Genomic DNA, 15,798 nt, shown 5'->3' with positions numbered 1-15,798 from the left:
CGTCGTGTCTGCGGCCCTTCGCAAGAGTACTACCGAGTTGAAGTGCCCGTGGACATGGAGGGGAAATGCCAAACGGACGCATGTATGTGGTCGGCGAACGTGGCGCCGGCGTTTTGATTCTGAAGACCAACCCGCTTCGCGTGGTCGAGGTCACTGACGAGGAAGTGCGCAAGTATGGTGCCATCGCCGGGGGGGATGGCTATGCCAAGGTTGCGGCTTCGCTCTGGCGCCTGATCGCGGATTTCCGGTCGGGCGTGCCGGAAGGTGCGCGTATCGACGAAACCAAGGCGGCCGGTGTGGAAAGCCTGGTAAGTTCCGGCGTGAAGCTCACGCATGCCGATTTCGTGTTTACGGCAGAGATGCTGACGCCGGAGAGCCAGGCGCAAGCTCAGGCGCAAGCCCAGGCTCAAGCGCAAGCTCAGGCTCAGGCCCAAGCACAGGCGCAAGCCCAGGCTCAGGCACAAGCCCAGGCCCAGGCCCAGGCGCAGGGTTTTACGGGGGATGAGCCGCCCCGCCAGCCCACCGACGACGAGGTCAAGGCCGTGATCCATGCGCAGACGCAGGCTCAGACCCAGGCCCAGACCCAAACGCATGTCTACGGCGGCCTTGCAGCGGCCCTGCAGAAGCTCTTCGCGGAAGAGGGCGAGACGTTGCAAAGCGCCGTGCTGTCCGACGAACCATCCAAGTGAATGCCGATCCCGTAAGGAGCGGGCAGGGGATGGCCAGCCAGAATATACTGCCGGAGACCGCGGAACCGGTCGCGGCGGCCTGGCCGCCCCTTGCTCCCTTCGGCATCACCCGGGTGGGGGATCTGACCGATCTCGATATCATCGGCATCCCCGTCTGGTTCTCGGTGCGCCCCAACTCCCGGGTGCTGTCCGTCAGCCAGGGAAAGGGGCTGACGCATGAGCAGGCTCGCATCTCCGCCGTCATGGAATCCGTCGAAGGGGCGGTGGCGGAGAAGACACGCGAGATCGTCGACGCGTTCGGCAGCTGGAACGAACTACAGGCAAGGGGCCGTGATCTCGTGCCGCTCGACCGCCTCGACCGCTGCCGCTTCGGCGTGTTCTCGCCTGTACGCGAACGGGCCTGGGTTGCTGGGATCGAGCATGGGTCGGGACGGACGGTGCTCGCGCCCTATGAACTCGTGGGCCTCGACCTTCGCACGTTCCTGCCTTGGGACCATGCCAGCTTTCATATGACCTCGAACGGTCTGGCCGCCGGGCCGAGCTTCGAGTTCGCGGCCGCAGCTGCGTTGCTCGAACTGATCGAGCGGGATGCGACGGCGCTCAATGGATTGTTCGGCGGCCGCACCATCCAGCAGGTCCGCCGGGAGCCGGGCTGTCATGCCGGGCTCGACGAGGCTGTCGGCAAGATCGAGGCTGCCGGACACGAGGTGCGCCTCTTCTCATCCGCAAGCCAGGTCGGCCTGCCTGTGATCAGCGCAATCATCACGCGGCCCGTCCTGCATCGGACGGGCGCCGGCTCTCGCCTTTCCGGTGGCGATGCCTGCCGTCTCGATGCCGGCGATGCCGCCCTGGCGGCCGTGCTGGAGGCCGTCCAGTCGCGCCTCACCAATATCGCGGGCTCGCGCGACGACATGGATGAATCGCAATATGGTCCGGGAAGTGGCGAGTTGCCGCTCCCGCTGCCGAGTGCTGCGCCTCTTTCGGTTCTGTTCGCGTCGGAAGGCCCGCCCGCGCGAGACCTTTCCGCCTCCGAACGGCTGGAAACGATCATGACGCGGCTCGCTGCGGTTGGCTTGACCGAGGTCTACCTCTTCGACCTGCCGGTGCCGGTCCCCGGAATCCATGTCGTGCGGGCTCTCGTGCCTGGTCTCAAGGCGGAAATCGAAGGGCATGTCACCCAGGTCGCCGCCGGGGATCTTCGGAACGTGCTGCTGGGGCCGGGCTCATGAGGGCGGTCGTGTTTGCGGGACCCAGTCTCCACGGCGTGGATGCCGCGTTGCTCGACGGTTTCGACCTGCGCCCGCCGGCGGGATGCGGCGACGTCCTGGCGGCATCGCTGAGCGGCGCGGGCGCGATCGGCCTCATCGACGGCGTCTTCGACCACGCGCTCTCCGTCTGGCACAAGGAAATCCTGCATGCCATCGGCCAGGGCATTCCAGTCTATGGTGCCGCCAGCATGGGAGCGCTGCGCGGGGCCGAATGTGCGCCCTACGGCATGATCGGCATCGGCCGCATCTATGAGGACTATGCCAGCGGCCGACGCGTGGCGGATGCCGATGTGGGCGTCGCCCACGCGCCGGCGGAGTTCGGCTACGCTCCCCTCAGCGTCGCGCTGGTCGATGTGGAGGCGACGATGGCGGCGGTGCGTGCTGCCGATGCCCTGCCGGGCCGGATTTGCGAGGGGATCCTCGCATCGGCAAGGAGCCTGCACTTCAAGGAGCGCACCTGGCCGGATGTGGTCGCCCGCGCCGGGCTCGCCGATCCCGCACATGCCGAGGCGGTCATCGAACGGTACGAAGTCAGCCAGAAACGCGAGGATGCCCTCGCCTTGCTTGCCCGCATGCGCGCAGACGAGGGAAAGGTCGCCCCTGCCGCGGACTTCACCCTGTCACGCACCGGCTTCTTCGTGAAGCTGCATCGGCGTGTCGAGGCACGGCTGAAAAGGTAGCGTCCTCCCGGGGCTGGCGTCTTCCGCACCGGCCCCGTGTCGCATTCCAAAGAAAAAGGCGGATCTCACGATCCGCCTCCGTACTCAGACGAACTGCCCGTGGCAGTGCTTGAATTTCTTGCCCGATCCGCAGGGGCAGGCCTCGTTGCGGCCCACGCGGCCCCAGGTAGCGGGATCGTTCGGATCTCGCTCGGCCGGCGCCACTGCCTGCAGTCCGGCTGCTTCGCCGATGGCGAGCGGCACGCTCAGCTGGGAAGGCGGGAAGCCGGACCCGGCGGCGCTGAACTCGTCCTCGCCCGTGAGCGGGTCGATATGCTGGCCGAACATCTGCGGCAGCTCAGGCTGCTCCGGCTCCTGCATCACCTGCAGGCGGAACATGGTGCGGGTGACGTCCTCCCGCCAGCGCTGCATCAGTTCGCTGAAGAGCTGGTAGCCTTCCGACTTGTACTCGATCAGCGGGTCACGCTGGGCCATGGCGCGGAAACCGATGACCTGCCGGAGGTGGTCGAGCGTGACGATGTGCTCACGCCAGAGATTGTCGAGCGTCTGCAGCAGCACCGCTTTCTCGACCTGGCGCGTCACCTCGGGCCCGAAGGAGGCGGCGCGCTCATCGGCATGCTTGTCGGCCGCCTCGGTGATGCGGTGGGTCAACTCCTCGTCGGCGATGCCCTCTTCCTTGGCCCAGTCGACGACGGGCAGGTCGAGGCTGAGGACGTCGTTGATCCCGTTGTGGAGACTCTCCGTGTCCCATTGCTCGGGATAGGCGTTCTCGGGCACATGGGCGCGCACGAGATCGTCGATGACGAGGTGGCGGAAATCGGTAATGGTCTCGGCCACCGAGTCCTGCGCCATCAGTTCACGGCGATGCTCGAAGATCTCCTTGCGCTGATCGTTGAGCACGTTGTCGTATTTCAGGATGTTCTTGCGGATGTCGAAATTGCGTGCCTCGACCTTCTGCTGCGCCTTTTCAAGCGCGCGGTTGATCCAGGGATGCACGATCGCTTCGTCTTCCTTGAGGCCAAGCTTGGCCAGCATGCCATCCATGCGGTCCGAGCCGAAGATGCGCATCAGGTCATCCTGCAGCGACAGGAAGAAACGCGAATGGCCGGGATCGCCCTGGCGGCCGGAGCGGCCGCGCAGCTGGTTGTCGATGCGCCGGCTTTCATGGCGCTCGGTGCCGATGATGTAGAGGCCGCCGGCGGCGAGCGCCTTTTCCTTCAGGCTCGCGACCTGCGCCTTGATACGCGCTTCCGCCGCCTCGTGCTCCGGGCCGGCGGGCATATCGCCGAGCTCGACCTTGATGCGCATGTCCGCGTTGCCGCCGAGCTGGATGTCCGTGCCGCGGCCGGCCATGTTGGTTGCGATCGTGATGGCGCCGGGCACGCCAGCCTGGCTGACGATGAAGGCTTCCTGCTCGTGGTAGCGGGCGTTCAGCACGGCGAACACCCTCTCGTCCGCTGTGCCCTGGTCGCCGTCGTAGAGCGAGGCGAAGGCGTTCGGGTCGGAGAAGTCGCGCTGCTTGTAGCCCTGCTTGATGAGATACTGCGCCAGTATCTCGGACTTCTCGATGGAGGTGGTGCCCACCAGCAGGGGCTGGCCGCGCTTGCGGCAATCCTCGATCAGGCGGACGATGGCCTTGTACTTCTCGTCGACCGAGCGATAGACCTCGTCGTCGTCGTCGATGCGCTGCACCGGACGGTTGGTCGGGATCTCGATCACCTCGAGGTGGTAGATGTCCATGAATTCGTCGGCCTCGGTGGAGGCCGTGCCGGTCATGCCGGCGAGCTTGGCGTAGAGGCGGAAGTAGTTCTGGAAGGTGATGGAGGCCAGAGTCTGGTTCTCCGGCTGGATCGCCACCTTCTCCTTGGCTTCCAGCGCCTGGTGCAGGCCTTCCGAATAGCGCCGGCCCGGCATCATGCGGCCGGTGAACTCGTCGATGATCACCACTTCGTTGTTGCGGACGATGTAGTCCTTATCGCGGGTGAACATCTTGTGGGCGCGCAGCGCCTGGTTGACGTGGTGGACGATGGTGACGTTGGCCGCGTCATACATCGAGCCCTCGCGCAGCAGGCCGGAGCCCGCCAGCATCTGCTCGACATGCTCGTTGCCCTGCTCCGTAAGGTTGACGGTGCGCTGCTTCTCGTCGAGCTCGAAGTCCTCCGGGGCGAGCTTCGGCATCAGGGCATCGATGGTCATGTAGAGCTCGGGCCGATCCTCGAGCGGGCCGGAGATGATCAGCGGCGTGCGGGCCTCGTCCACCAGGATGGAGTCGACCTCGTCGACGATGGCAAAGGCGTGGCCGCGCTGAACCATCTGCGCCATGTCGTATTTCATGTTGTCGCGCAGATAGTCGAAGCCGAATTCGTTGTTGGTGCCGTAGGTGATGTCGCAGGCATAGGCCGCGTGGCGTTCCTCGTCGGTGAGGCCATGGACGATCACGCCGGTGGTGAGGCCGAGGAAGCCGTAGACGCGGCCCATCCATTCGGCGTCGCGCTTGGCGAGATAGTCGTTGACGGTGACGACGTGGACGCCCTTGCCGGCCAGCGCATTGAGGTAGACGGGGGCGGTCGCCACCAGCGTCTTGCCTTCGCCGGTCTTCATCTCGGCGATCGCGCCCTCGTGCAGAACCATGCCGCCGATCAGCTGGGTGTCGAAATGGCGTTGGCCGAGAACGCGCTTGGCCGCCTCGCGCACGGTGGCGAAGGCAGGGATCAGAATGTCCTCCAGCGACTTGCCGGCGGCAAGCTGGGCCTTGAATTCCGCCGTCCGCGCGCGCAGCGCCTCGTCGGACAGAGCCGCAACCTCCGGCTCCAGCGCCGAGATGGCGGCTACCTTGGGATTGTAGGCTTTGAGCCGGCGGTCATTGGCGGAACCGAACAGTTTCTTGGCGAGAGAGCCGAACATAGAAGGCCTTCAGGTTATCGCGCCGTGGCCGGCGCCATGATTCCAACGAGCGGGAACTGCGTGCGGCAGCACCCCTAACGGCAGCCCGATCCCGATCGCAATGCGATGTGGCACAACAATGACGGCACATCCGGCACACCGGGGAGCGGGCCGCTCCAGACAAAATTCGCGAACCGGATACCCCCCCCGCCGGCACCACGGTTCGAAGGTTTGCCGGCCGGACTCACTTAAGTATTGGGGGTGGGGGTGTCAATCGAACTGGACCGTTACAAATCGGTGAGATGCATCATTTTGCTGAAAAAACCGTGACAATGACGGCCGGGAGGCGCTCTTTTCCGCGAGCAGCGAAACGCACTGGAAACAGGCCGTCACAGTTTTGACGACTGACCTTCGTAAAAGGCCGGTCGAAACGCCGTTTTGCAGGCGACATTGACCTGGGATTTGTCCTGTCCTATCAGCGCTTCGAGGCGCTCGTCCGGGATCAGGAACAATGCGGGCTTGTTGCCGAAACAGCGTCCGCCCGGACGTGCCACCGCACCGGATTAGCCCCCTCTCTGCCAAGGAACCTGTCCATGATCCTAACCCGCCGCGCGCGTCCCGCCGCGATCCTGTTCGCCAGCGTCGCCGCCCTGGCTCTCGCTGCCGCGCCCGCTTTCGCCGAGGACGCCACCAAGCCTGCAGCCCAGCCCGCCCCGGCCCCCGCCGCGCAGGCGCCGGCAGCTCCCGCGGCGGCTCCCGAGATCTCGGTCGACGGCCAGCCCATCACGCAGGAAGACCTCGACGCCGTGGCTCAGGAGATCGGGCCGAACCTTTCGCCCCAGCTTTCGCCGGCCAAGCGGCAGGACGTGATCATCAACGCCGCCATCAACCTGCGCCTGGCCGCCAACGAGGCCGAAAAGCAGAAGGTCATGGACGATGCCACGCTGCAGAAGAAGCTCGCCTTCTATCGCCAGCGTATCCTGATCGATGCCCTGATCTCGAAGGTCAGCAAGGAAGCCGCCACGGACGAGGCCATCAAGAAGGCCTATGAGGAGCAGATCGTCCAGAAGATGCCGGTGCAGGACGAGGTGCATGCCCGCCACATCCTGGTCGCGAACGAGGACGATGCCAAGAAGGTCGAGGCCCGCCTGAAGGCCGGCGAAGACTTCGCCAAGATCGCCAAGGAGGTCTCGAAGGATCCCGGTTCCGCCGATCAGGGCGGCGATCTGGGCTGGTTCACCAAGGACCGCATGGTCAAGGAATTCGCTGATGCCGCCTTCAACATGAAGCCCGGCGAGGTCTCCCAGCCGGTGAAGACGCAGTTCGGCTATCATGTCATCAAGCTGGAGGATCGCCGCCGCCAGCAGCCGCCATCCCTCGAGCAATACAAGTCGCAGCTCGGCGAGTTCGTCGCCCAGCAGGCCCAGCAGAAGTTCTTCGCGGACCTGCGCGCCAAGGCCAAGATCGTGGCGCCGGCCCCCGCCGCTGACGCGACGCCGGCCCCTGCTCCTGGCGGCGACATGCAGATGCCCGACGCTGGACAGCCGGATGGCGGCGACCAGGGCCAGCCTGCTCCCGCGCCCGCACAGTAAGCTGGGGCGCGTCGGTCTCGGACGCTGACGGAGCCGACGCGACCCCGCCCTATGTCCTTGCCGGGCCTGCCCCGGCAAGCGGTGTAAAAGCGGGCCCGGTTGCCCGGGATGAGCCCGGGCATGACGAGACCGAGGCTCTCCCGGCATGTCGCGACCGCGGAGTCGGGTTGTCCAGGCCGGTTTCCTTCACGAAGACGTGCCGGCCCCGAGGCCGGTGCACTCCTCTCCCCTTCATCCCTTCCGTCGGGTACCCAACATGGCCAAGGCTGCGCCCCTGTCTCCGCTTGCTCCTGCGCATTTCCCGCATTTGCCGCCGATCGCCGGCGTGAGGATGGCGACGGCCGAGGCCGGCATCCGCTACAAGGGCCGCACCGACGTGCTGCTGGTCCTGCTCGACGAAGGCACGCAGGCGGCCGGCGTGTTCACGCGCTCCAAATGCCCCTCGGCCCCGGTCGACTGGTGTCGCCAGGCCCTGAAGGACGGAACGGCGCGCGCGCTGGTGGTGAATTCGGGCAACGCCAACGCCTTCACCGGCAAGAAGGGAGCCGAGGCCGTGGCGCTGACCGCCAAGCTCGCCGCAGAGGCAGCGGGATGCGCCCCCTCCCAGATCTATCTTGCTTCCACGGGCGTGATCGGGGAGCCGCTGGACGCCACCAAGTTCCAGGGCGTGCTCGTCGAGACCGCCGCCCGCGTCTCGCCGGGCGCCTTCGAGGACGCCGGCCGCGCCATCATGACCACCGACACCTTTCCCAAGGGGGCGACGGCCACGGTCGATTTCGGCGGCGTCGCCGTCACCATCAACGGCATCGCCAAGGGAGCCGGCATGATCGCGCCGGACATGGCGACGATGCTCTCCTTCGTCTTCACCGACGCTCCCATTGCCCAGCCGGTCCTGCAGGGCCTGTTGTCGAAGGGTGTCGTCGACAGCTTCAACGCCGTGACCGTCGATTCCGACACCTCCACTTCCGATACGCTCCTGCTGTTCGCGACCGGCAAGGCCGGCGGCGCGCCGGCGACGGAAGTCTCCGACCCGCGCCTCGCCGCTTTCGCCAAGGCGCTGGACGGCGTGCTGCTCGACCTTGCGCAGCAGGTTGCCCGCGACGGCGAAGGGGCCCGCAAATTCGTCACCGTCGACGTGAGAGGCGCTACCTCCAAGCAGGCCGCACGCCGCATCGCGATGTCGATCGCCAATTCCCCGCTGGTCAAGACCGCCATCGCCGGCGAGGACGCCAATTGGGGCCGCGTCGTCATGGCCGTGGGCAAGGCCGGCGAAGAGGCCGACCGCGACAGGCTGTCCATCTATTTCGGCGGCATCCGCGTCGCCGTGGAAGGCGAGCGCGATCCCGGATATGACGAGGAAAAGGTCTCGGCCTACATGAAGGGCCAGGAGATCACGGTGGCTGTCGACATCGGCCTCGGTTCGGCGGAAGACCGGGTCTATACCTGCGATCTCACCAAGGAATATGTCGCCATCAACGGCGACTATCGCTCGTGAGCAAGCGCCTTCTCCTGGTTGCGGCCTGCGCACTCGTCGATGCCGATGGCCGCGTGCTGATCTCGCAGCGCCCCGAAGGCAAGGCGCTGGCCGGCCTGTGGGAATTTCCCGGCGGAAAGCTCGAGCCGGGCGAGCGGCCGGAGGAGACCCTGATCCGCGAGCTGCGCGAGGAACTCGGCATCGAGGTCGAGGAGCCCTGCCTCGCCCCGCTGACCTTCGCGAGTTACAGCTATGAGGACTTCACGCTCCTGATGCCGCTCTGGATCTGCCGCCGCTGGAACGGAACGCCCCATGGCCGCGAGGGACAGGCGGTGAAGTGGGTGCTACCGACGAAGCTGCGCGACTATCCCATGCCGCCTGCCGACGAGCCGCTGATCCCGATGCTGATCGACATGGTGCCCGGGCCGTAACCGGGAGCCTTACCGGCTCATTCTTCCCGGTACTCCTTCACCCCCAGCGCGTCGGCCAGCCTCGACTTCGCCGAGCCTGGCTTCAGGGGCTTTTGCTGGCTCTCATGCGGCACCCAGCCGGAGATCCAGACGATCTCGAAGGTGGCGCGGATGCGCCCGTCCGGATCGGAGAAGCGGTCGCGGTAGATCTCGGCCATCCGCAGCATCGTGGCGCGCCGGGTAAAGGTCTTGCGCCGCTGCGTCATCACATTGGTGGCACCCATCGCGCGCAGATCCGCCATCAGGGCAAAGGCGTTGTCGTAGCGCGCCGTGAGCGTGTCGCTGTCCGCGACCGGCAGGGCAAAGCCGGCGCGCTGCAGCAGGCCGCCCATGTCGCGCACGTCGGCGAAAGGGGCGACGCGGGGCGAGACGCCGCCTTCGACATCGAGCTCGGCCTGGGAGAAGGCCTCGCGCAGCTCGCTCAAGGTCGATCCGCCCACAAGCGCCGCCAGCAGCAATCCATCGGGCCTCAGGGCGCGGCGAATCTGGCTGAGCATGCCTGGCAGGTCGTTGACGAACTGCAGCGAGAGAGCCGAGAGAGCGAGATCGATGCTCCCGGGGGTGAGCGGCAGGATTTCGTCAGCGATATCGGCGGCCTGCCACCGGGCCGACAATCCCGGCTGGATGGTCTGGGCAAGGAGCGGCGTGACGGGACCGATCTCCGCCGCCGCCTCGAATGGCCGTAGCACGGCGGCAAGGCGGTCAGCCATGTCCTCTGCGGCATGGCGCAGCAGGAAATCGGCGGGCTGGGCGGCAGCGCGCCGACGGTGCAGGGCCAGGGCAGCCGGATCGAACAGGAGGGGCGTCGTCATGGGGCCTATGTAGGGCATTCGGGCTTGCATTTCACCCGTCGGCTGATGGAGATGGCGAGTTTCTTTGCTTCCGCCGGACTCTGCGCCCGATGATCACCGCCGCCCTCCATCTCGTCGACGATCCCGCCGATCCGCGCATCGAGGCCTATTGCGACATTCGCGAACGCGATCTCAGGGGACGAGGCGGGCGCTTCGTCATCGAGGGGGAGGTCGTGCTGCAGACGGCGCTGAAGCTCGGGCGCTTCGCCATCGAGTCGATCCTGCTCGGGCAAAACCGCGTCGCCCCTTTGGCCGGCATGCTCGCCACGGTGCCCGCCGACATCCCGGTCTATATCGCTTCCCGTGCCGTGCTCGATCGCATCGCCGGCTTTCCCATGCATCGGGGCATTCTCGCGATCGGGAGGCGCGGGGAGGCGGCCTCGGCGGCTGAACTGCTTGGCGGCATGCCCGACAACGCCCTCGTGGCCGGGCTCTCTGGTATCGCCAACCACGACAATATGGGCGGAATCTTCCGCAACGCGGCCGCCTTCGGCCTCGATGGCGTGCTGATCGATGCAGCCTCCTGCGATCCCCTCTACCGCAAGGCGATCCGCGTCTCGGCCGGCGCAGCGCTGGTCACGCCTTTCGCCTCCGGCCGCAACATCGCCTCCATCTGCGACGCCCTGCTGGCGCAGGGCTTCGAGATTCTGGCGACGAGTCCGTCCGGGCGTGAGGAATTGCGCGAGGTCGAGCCCCGGGGCCGGCAGGCGGTGCTGTTCGGCGCCGAGGGTCCGGGCCTTCCAGGCGAGATCCTGAGCCGGCTACGCAGCATTCGGCTCGACATGAAGGGCGGGTTCGATTCCCTCAACGTCGCAACGGCCAGCGGTATCGTGCTGCACCACCTGGCGCGGTGAGGACCGCGCCAGATCGAGCGGATCACTCCCGGACCAGGTCGCCCAGCAAGTTCGCAGCCACCGCCAGCTTGGCGAGGGTGAGGCCGCTGGCGGCGATCTCCTCCACCGAACGCCGGATGCGGGCCGCCTCCGGATGGGCTTCGAGCCAGGCCTGGGTCGCTTCCTGGCCGGAATGACCGGTAGCGAGCATATCCGCCACCAGCCGGCGCTCGGCCGCGGCGATCTGGTCGATGGCGCGATCGATGGCGAGGCGCTCGAAATAGTCGTTGGCCGGCACGGAGCGGGCGGCGGCGATGATGCGGTCAAGCCGGAAGTCGGCCTCGGCTGCAAAGAAGGTCGCGGCCGTATCGCCGATGGCGCGGCCGGTGCGCCCGGCGACCTGCACGATGTCGGGGGCCGAGACTAGCGCGTCGAGATCGGCGAGCTTGCCCGCCAATTCCTGCGGCACTTTCCCGTCGGCAAGCTCCTGGCGGCGTTTGGCGCGCGCGGCCTGCATGTCCGGCGGCAACGAAGAGTCGAGGCCGGCGGCGATTTCACCGATACCGTTGGCGAAGCGCGAGATCACGGCCTCCAGACCGGGTCCGAAGTCGACATTTCGCACATACCAGACCACGCGCGAGAGGAGGAGATCCTGCAGCGAGGCATAGAGGCCGAGCTGAAGCTGCCCGTCGATCTTGTTGTCGAGCGCGTCGATCTCGTCGTAGAGGCGCCCGAGCCCATAGGACTCGTCCACGGCCGCGAAGGCCTGGGCGATGGCCGGAACGTCGGCATCCGTCTCGTCGCCGAGGCGCACCACGCAGGCCGGCCCGCCGCGGTTGATGATGCCGTTGGCGAGGTTGGTGGCGATGATCTCCCGGCGCAGGCGGTGGTTTTCCACCGCATCGGGGAATTTCTGCTCCAGTTCCGGCGGGAAATAGGTCGTGAGTTCACGCGCGAGATAGGGGTCGTCCGGCACGCTGGTGGCGAGCAGGTCATCATAGAGGGTGAGCTTGGCGTAGGCGAGCAGCACGGCGAGTTCGGGCCGCGTCAGCGCCTGGCCGCGCCGCGTGCGTTCGGCCAGTGCCGTATCGTCCGGCAGGAACTCCACCGTCCGGTCGAGCAGGCCGCGCTGTTCCAGGGTCTGCATCAATCGGGTCAGGAAGCCGGTGTCGGCGAGCCCCTTGCGCTCGGCCAGCGACAGGCAGAGCGTCTGCAGGTAGTTGTTGCGCAGCACGAGATGGCCGACCTCGTCGGTCATGACGGCAAGCAGGACGTTGCGGTCGGCCTCGCTCAGTCGCTTGTCGCGCTCGGGACGGGCGAGGGCGATCTTGATGTTGACCTCGACGTCCGAGGTGTTCACGCCGGCCGAATTGTCGATGGCGTCGGTATTCAGCTTGATGCCCTTCTGGGCCGCCTCGACGCGCCCGCGCTGGGTCACGCCTAGATTGGCTCCTTCGCCGACCACGCGTGCCCGCACGTCCGAGCCGGTGACGCGGATCGGATCGTTGGCGCGGTCGCCGACCTGGTCGTCGGTCTCGTTGGAAGCGCGGATATAGGTGCCGATGCCCCCGAACCAGAGCAGATCGACCTGCGCCTTCAGGATCGCAGTCATCACCTCGAAGGGCGTGGCTTCCGCCTTGTCGAGGCCGAGCAGGGTCCGCACCTCCGGAGCGAGCGGGATCGACTTCAGCGAACGCGAGAATACGCCGCCGCCCTTGGAGATCAGCGACTTGTCGTAGTCCTGCCAGCTCGAACGCGGCAGGTTGAACATGCGCTGGCGTTCGGCATGGCTCGCGGCGGGATCCGGATCGGGATCGATGAAGATGTCACGGTGATCGAAGGCCGCCACCAGCCTCGTCGCCGGCGAAAGCAGCATGCCGTTTCCGAAGACATCGCCGGACATGTCGCCGACGCCGGCCGCCGTGAAGGGCTCGGTCTGGATATCGGTCCCGAGTTCGCGGAAATGGCGCTTCACCGCCTCCCAGGCGCCGCGGGCGGTAATGCCCATCTTCTTGTGGTCGTAGCCCTGGCTCCCGCCCGAGGCGAAGGCATCGCCGAGCCAGTGGTGCTTCTCGATCGAAATGGCGTTCGCGGTGTCGGAGAAGGTCGCCGTGCCCTTGTCGGCGGCGACGACGAGATAGGGATCGTCGCCGTCATGGCGCACGGTATTGTCCGGCGGCACGATGCGGTCGCCGTCAAGATTGTCGGTAAGCTCCAGCAGCGAGCGGATGAAGATGCGGTAGGCCTGCGTGCCCTCGGCCATCCAGGCATCGCGGTTGGTCGGCGGCGGCAGGCGCTTGGGCACGAAGCCGCCCTTGGCGCCGACCGGCACGATCACGGCATTCTTCACCTGCTGTGCCTTGACCAGGCCGAGGATCTCCGTGCGGAAATCCTGTGGCCGGTCCGACCAGCGCAGGCCGCCGCGCGCCACCTTGCCGAAGCGCAGGTGGATGCCCTCGACGCGCGGCGAATAGACGAAGATCTCATACAGGGGCTTGGGGGCCGGAAGCCCGTCGATCCTGCGCGACTCGAACTTGAAGGAGATAACCTCGCGGGGATGGCCGTCGGCGTCGACCTGCCAGAGATTGGTGCGCACGATCGCCTGCACCAGATTGGTGAAGCGGCGCAGGATACGGTCCTCGTCGAGCGAGGAAACCTGTTTCAGCTCCTCCTCGATATTGGCGAGTAGCGTCGCTTCGCGCGCGGCGCGTTCCGCATCGGTGGCGACGAGGCGCGGATCGAAGCGGGTTTGGAACAGCGACACCATGCTGGCGGTGATCTCGGTGTTCCGGCGCAATGTCTCCCACATGTAGTCCTGGCTGAAGGGTGCCCGGATCTGGCGCAGGTAGCGCGACAGGGCCCTGATGGCCGAGATCTCGCGCCAGCCCAGATTGGTGCGCAGGATCAGGGCGTTGTAGCCGTCCGACTCGGCCTGGTCGCTCACGACCGCCATGATTGAGGCTTCGAGACGATGGTTGAGATCGCCCGTGACGCTGATAGGCTGGCCATCGCTGGTCTCGATCGTCATGTCGTGCAGCCACACGGGCGAGGGCGCGGGGTTGGCGGCAGGGGTGACGCGATAGGTTCGTTCGTTGACGACGCGCAGCCCGTGATTCTCGATCACCGGCACGCGATAGGACAGGGACAGCGGGGCGCCATGCGAGAAGACCTTGAGGCTGAAGCGGCTCGGCTTGTCGTCCCCCTCGCGCCGATAGACGGTGAGCGCCACCGGCCGTTCGGGCGAAAGCTTCTCGATGATGCCGATGTCGGCGATGGCCTGGGCCGTCGTGAAGACTTCCTGATAGCCGCCCCGGAAGGCCTTGGCGTAGCGATTGCCGAGGAGGCGCGCGCGCATGCCGTCCGTGGTGGTGGCCAATGCGGCCTTGAGCTTGTCGCCCCAGCTCGTGGCGATCGAGGCGATCTCGGCTTCCAGCGCTGCGCGCTCGATCACCGGTGTCTCGCCTTCGTAGCGGCCGATGATGTAGTGCACCCGGGCGAGCGGGCCTTCCGGGAAGGCGGCGTAGGATGCGGATACCCGGCCCTTGTAGACCTGCGCGAGATAGCTGCCGACGGCCATGCGCACGTCTGTGTCGTATTTCTCGCGGGGAATGAAGGTGAGGATGGAGACGAAGCGGTCGAACTTGTCGGCCCTGACGAGCGCGCGGATGCGCGGGCGCTCATAGAGCAGCAGGATCTCCATCACGAAATTGTAGAGCGTCTCGGTGTCGATCTGCACGAGTTCGTCGCGCGGATACTCCTCCAGGACGTTCAGGATCGCCTTGCCGGAATGACTCTCCGGGTCGAAGCCGGCGCGCTGCAGCACCTGGGCGACCTTGTGGCGCACATAGGGTATCTGCCGCACCGAGCGTGTATAGGCGGTGGAGGTGAACAGGCCGACGAGCCGTAGCTCGCCTTCGATCTTGCCTTCGGGCGAATAGAGCTTCACGCCGATATAGTCCATGCGCACGCGTCGGTGCACGCGGCTGTTCACGTTGGCCTTGGTAACGATGAGGATGGTCGGCTCGCGCATGAATTCGCGGATTTCCGGCGTCATGACGACCATCTCGGTGCCCCGGCGCAGGATCTTGACGGAGGGGTCGCGCAGGATGCCGAGGCCCGGCCCCTCGGCCACCTCGTCGGATGCATCGGCTTCCGCCGAGAAGCGGTATTCCCGCAGGCCCAGAAACGTGAAATTGTCGGCGCACAGCCACTGCAGGAGCTGGTTGGCTTCGGCGATCTCGTCCACCGGCAGCGGCGGGGGATTGGTGCGGAATGTCTCGATGGCCTGCTCGACACGGTCGCGCATGGCGCGCCAGTCCTTCACGCAGGCGCGCACGTCGTTGAGGGTCAGCGTCAGGCCGTCGACCAGCTTCTGCCGGTCCGCATCGGAGTCGATGCGCGGGATGTGGATATGGATGAGGCTCTCGCGCTCTATCTTCGTGTCCTCGGGCAGGACGTTGCCGTAGAAGCGCACGAGCTTGCCCTGCGCATCCCGCTCCACCGCGAGGATGGGATGGGCGACGAGCAGCGCCTCGATGCCCTGTTCGGTGAGTTCGGCCATGGTCGAGTCGAACAGAAAGGGCATGTTGTCGTTGAGGATCTCGACCACGGAGATCTCGCGTCCGTCCGGCATGGTCGGGTTGACGACCCGGATGTCGGCCTTGTCGGGCGTGCGGCGCTGCACGTGTTCCCAGGCCTGCTCGGCCAAGAAGGCAAGGGAAGCCGCGTCATGGGAGCTGAGATCCTCGAGCGTCGTCCTGCCGAACAATGCCTCCGCGAAGACCGGCGGCGTTCTGCCCGCCTGCAGGCTGCCGGCGGCCCTGCGAATCAGGGCAGCCCGCGCTTCGTCATCACGCCACGCCATCGTAGTCTCCCTTTCTTGCTGCGCCATCTGACCTGCGGCGCTGGGTTCCGGTACGACCGGTTCGAGCGACCATAGCTCAAATTGCGGCCGCCCGAAGTCCGTGCGCGACGGAAATTGCCATTTTGCGATGACAATATCGAGAAAGTCGGTAAGGCCGTGCCAACAAGGGCTGCCGCTGGGGTATGATAGCCTCC

General features: G+C 66.4%; 10 protein-coding genes. 7 read left to right on the top strand and 3 right to left on the bottom strand.

The genetic code is table 11. From position 1 onward, the window contains the following. Window positions 1-65 precede the first annotated feature (65 nt). Genes AC6H34_RS07525 through AC6H34_RS07515 form a run of 3 tightly spaced genes read left to right on the top strand, consistent with a single transcriptional unit; the run spans window position 66 to window position 2,637 of the window. The gene (locus tag AC6H34_RS07525) at window positions 66-689 is read left to right on the top strand and encodes a hypothetical protein (protein ID WP_497538388.1); all 624 of its coding nucleotides are present in this window, start codon (window positions 66-68) and stop codon (window positions 687-689) included. 29 nt (window positions 690-718) lie between these two features. Beyond that, entirely contained in the window at window positions 719-1,918 is a 1,200-nt protein-coding gene (locus tag AC6H34_RS07520) for a YcaO-like family protein (RefSeq protein ID WP_497538387.1), read from the top strand. Between the two features lie 8 nt (window positions 1,919-1,926). Beyond that, window positions 1,927-2,637: a TfuA-like protein gene (locus AC6H34_RS07515; protein ID WP_497538386.1), complete on the top strand. Its 711-nt coding sequence runs from the start codon at window positions 1,927-1,929 to the stop codon at window positions 2,635-2,637. 84 nt (window positions 2,638-2,721) lie between these two features. Here AC6H34_RS07515 and secA read toward each other — a convergent pair whose 3' ends face one another. Further along, complete coding sequence (gene secA, locus AC6H34_RS07510) at window positions 2,722-5,541, bottom strand: preprotein translocase subunit SecA (RefSeq protein WP_448150578.1); 2,820 nt, start codon at window positions 5,539-5,541, stop codon at window positions 2,722-2,724. Between the two features lie 572 nt (window positions 5,542-6,113). Here secA and AC6H34_RS07505 point away from each other — a divergent pair. From AC6H34_RS07505 to mutT, 3 genes are all read left to right on the top strand, one after another. Continuing rightward, entirely contained in the window at window positions 6,114-7,112 is a 999-nt protein-coding gene (locus AC6H34_RS07505; RefSeq protein WP_448150579.1) for a peptidylprolyl isomerase, read from the top strand. 256 nt (window positions 7,113-7,368) lie between these two features. Beyond that, window positions 7,369-8,607, top strand: coding sequence for a bifunctional glutamate N-acetyltransferase/amino-acid acetyltransferase ArgJ (gene argJ / locus AC6H34_RS07500; protein ID WP_448150580.1), 1,239 nt, complete (start codon window positions 7,369-7,371; stop codon window positions 8,605-8,607). Beyond that, the gene (gene mutT / locus AC6H34_RS07495; RefSeq protein WP_497538385.1) at window positions 8,604-9,017 is read left to right on the top strand and encodes an 8-oxo-dGTP diphosphatase MutT; all 414 of its coding nucleotides are present in this window, start codon (window positions 8,604-8,606) and stop codon (window positions 9,015-9,017) included. Before argJ ends, mutT begins: the two co-directional genes overlap by 4 nt. A gap of 17 nt (window positions 9,018-9,034) precedes the next feature. Here the strand turns inward: mutT and AC6H34_RS07490 are convergent, their stop codons facing one another. Further along, window positions 9,035-9,868, bottom strand: coding sequence for a methyltransferase domain-containing protein (locus AC6H34_RS07490; protein WP_497538384.1), 834 nt, complete (start codon window positions 9,866-9,868; stop codon window positions 9,035-9,037). 89 nt (window positions 9,869-9,957) lie between these two features. Here AC6H34_RS07490 and AC6H34_RS07485 point away from each other — a divergent pair, with 89 nt between their 5' ends. Then, window positions 9,958-10,761, top strand: a complete 804-nt coding sequence (locus AC6H34_RS07485) for a TrmH family RNA methyltransferase (RefSeq protein WP_497538383.1) — start codon at window positions 9,958-9,960, stop codon at window positions 10,759-10,761. 22 nt (window positions 10,762-10,783) lie between these two features. On the opposite strand, the gene AC6H34_RS07480 is transcribed toward AC6H34_RS07485, so the two are convergent. Continuing rightward, a complete protein-coding gene (locus AC6H34_RS07480) occupies window positions 10,784-15,604 on the bottom strand; it encodes an NAD-glutamate dehydrogenase (RefSeq protein WP_497538382.1) in 4,821 nt (1,606 codons plus the stop codon). Window positions 15,605-15,798 lie beyond the last annotated feature (194 nt).

It is taken from the genome of Labrys sp. ALF-8 (assembly GCF_059699065.1).
The sequence above is the reverse complement of the archived record's forward strand: the minus strand, read 5'-3'. Positions and strand labels throughout refer to the sequence as shown.

What these genes read in the sequence shown, in the direction of transcription:
- AC6H34_RS07525 (WP_497538388.1), top strand. Translation starts at nt 66, where the DNA reads ATGCCAAACGGACGCATGTATGTGGTCGGCGAACGTGGCGCCGGCGTT.
- AC6H34_RS07520 (WP_497538387.1), top strand. Translation starts at nt 719, where the DNA reads ATGGCCAGCCAGAATATACTGCCGGAGACCGCGGAACCGGTCGCGGCG.
- secA (WP_448150578.1), bottom strand. Translation starts at nt 5,541, where the DNA reads ATGTTCGGCTCTCTCGCCAAGAAACTGTTCGGTTCCGCCAATGACCGC.
- AC6H34_RS07505 (WP_448150579.1), top strand. Translation starts at nt 6,114, where the DNA reads ATGATCCTAACCCGCCGCGCGCGTCCCGCCGCGATCCTGTTCGCCAGC.
- argJ (WP_448150580.1), top strand. Translation starts at nt 7,369, where the DNA reads ATGGCCAAGGCTGCGCCCCTGTCTCCGCTTGCTCCTGCGCATTTCCCG.
- AC6H34_RS07490 (WP_497538384.1), bottom strand. Translation starts at nt 9,868, where the DNA reads ATGACGACGCCCCTCCTGTTCGATCCGGCTGCCCTGGCCCTGCACCGT.
- AC6H34_RS07485 (WP_497538383.1), top strand. Translation starts at nt 9,958, where the DNA reads ATGATCACCGCCGCCCTCCATCTCGTCGACGATCCCGCCGATCCGCGC.
- AC6H34_RS07480 (WP_497538382.1), bottom strand. Translation starts at nt 15,604, where the DNA reads ATGGCGTGGCGTGATGACGAAGCGCGGGCTGCCCTGATTCGCAGGGCC.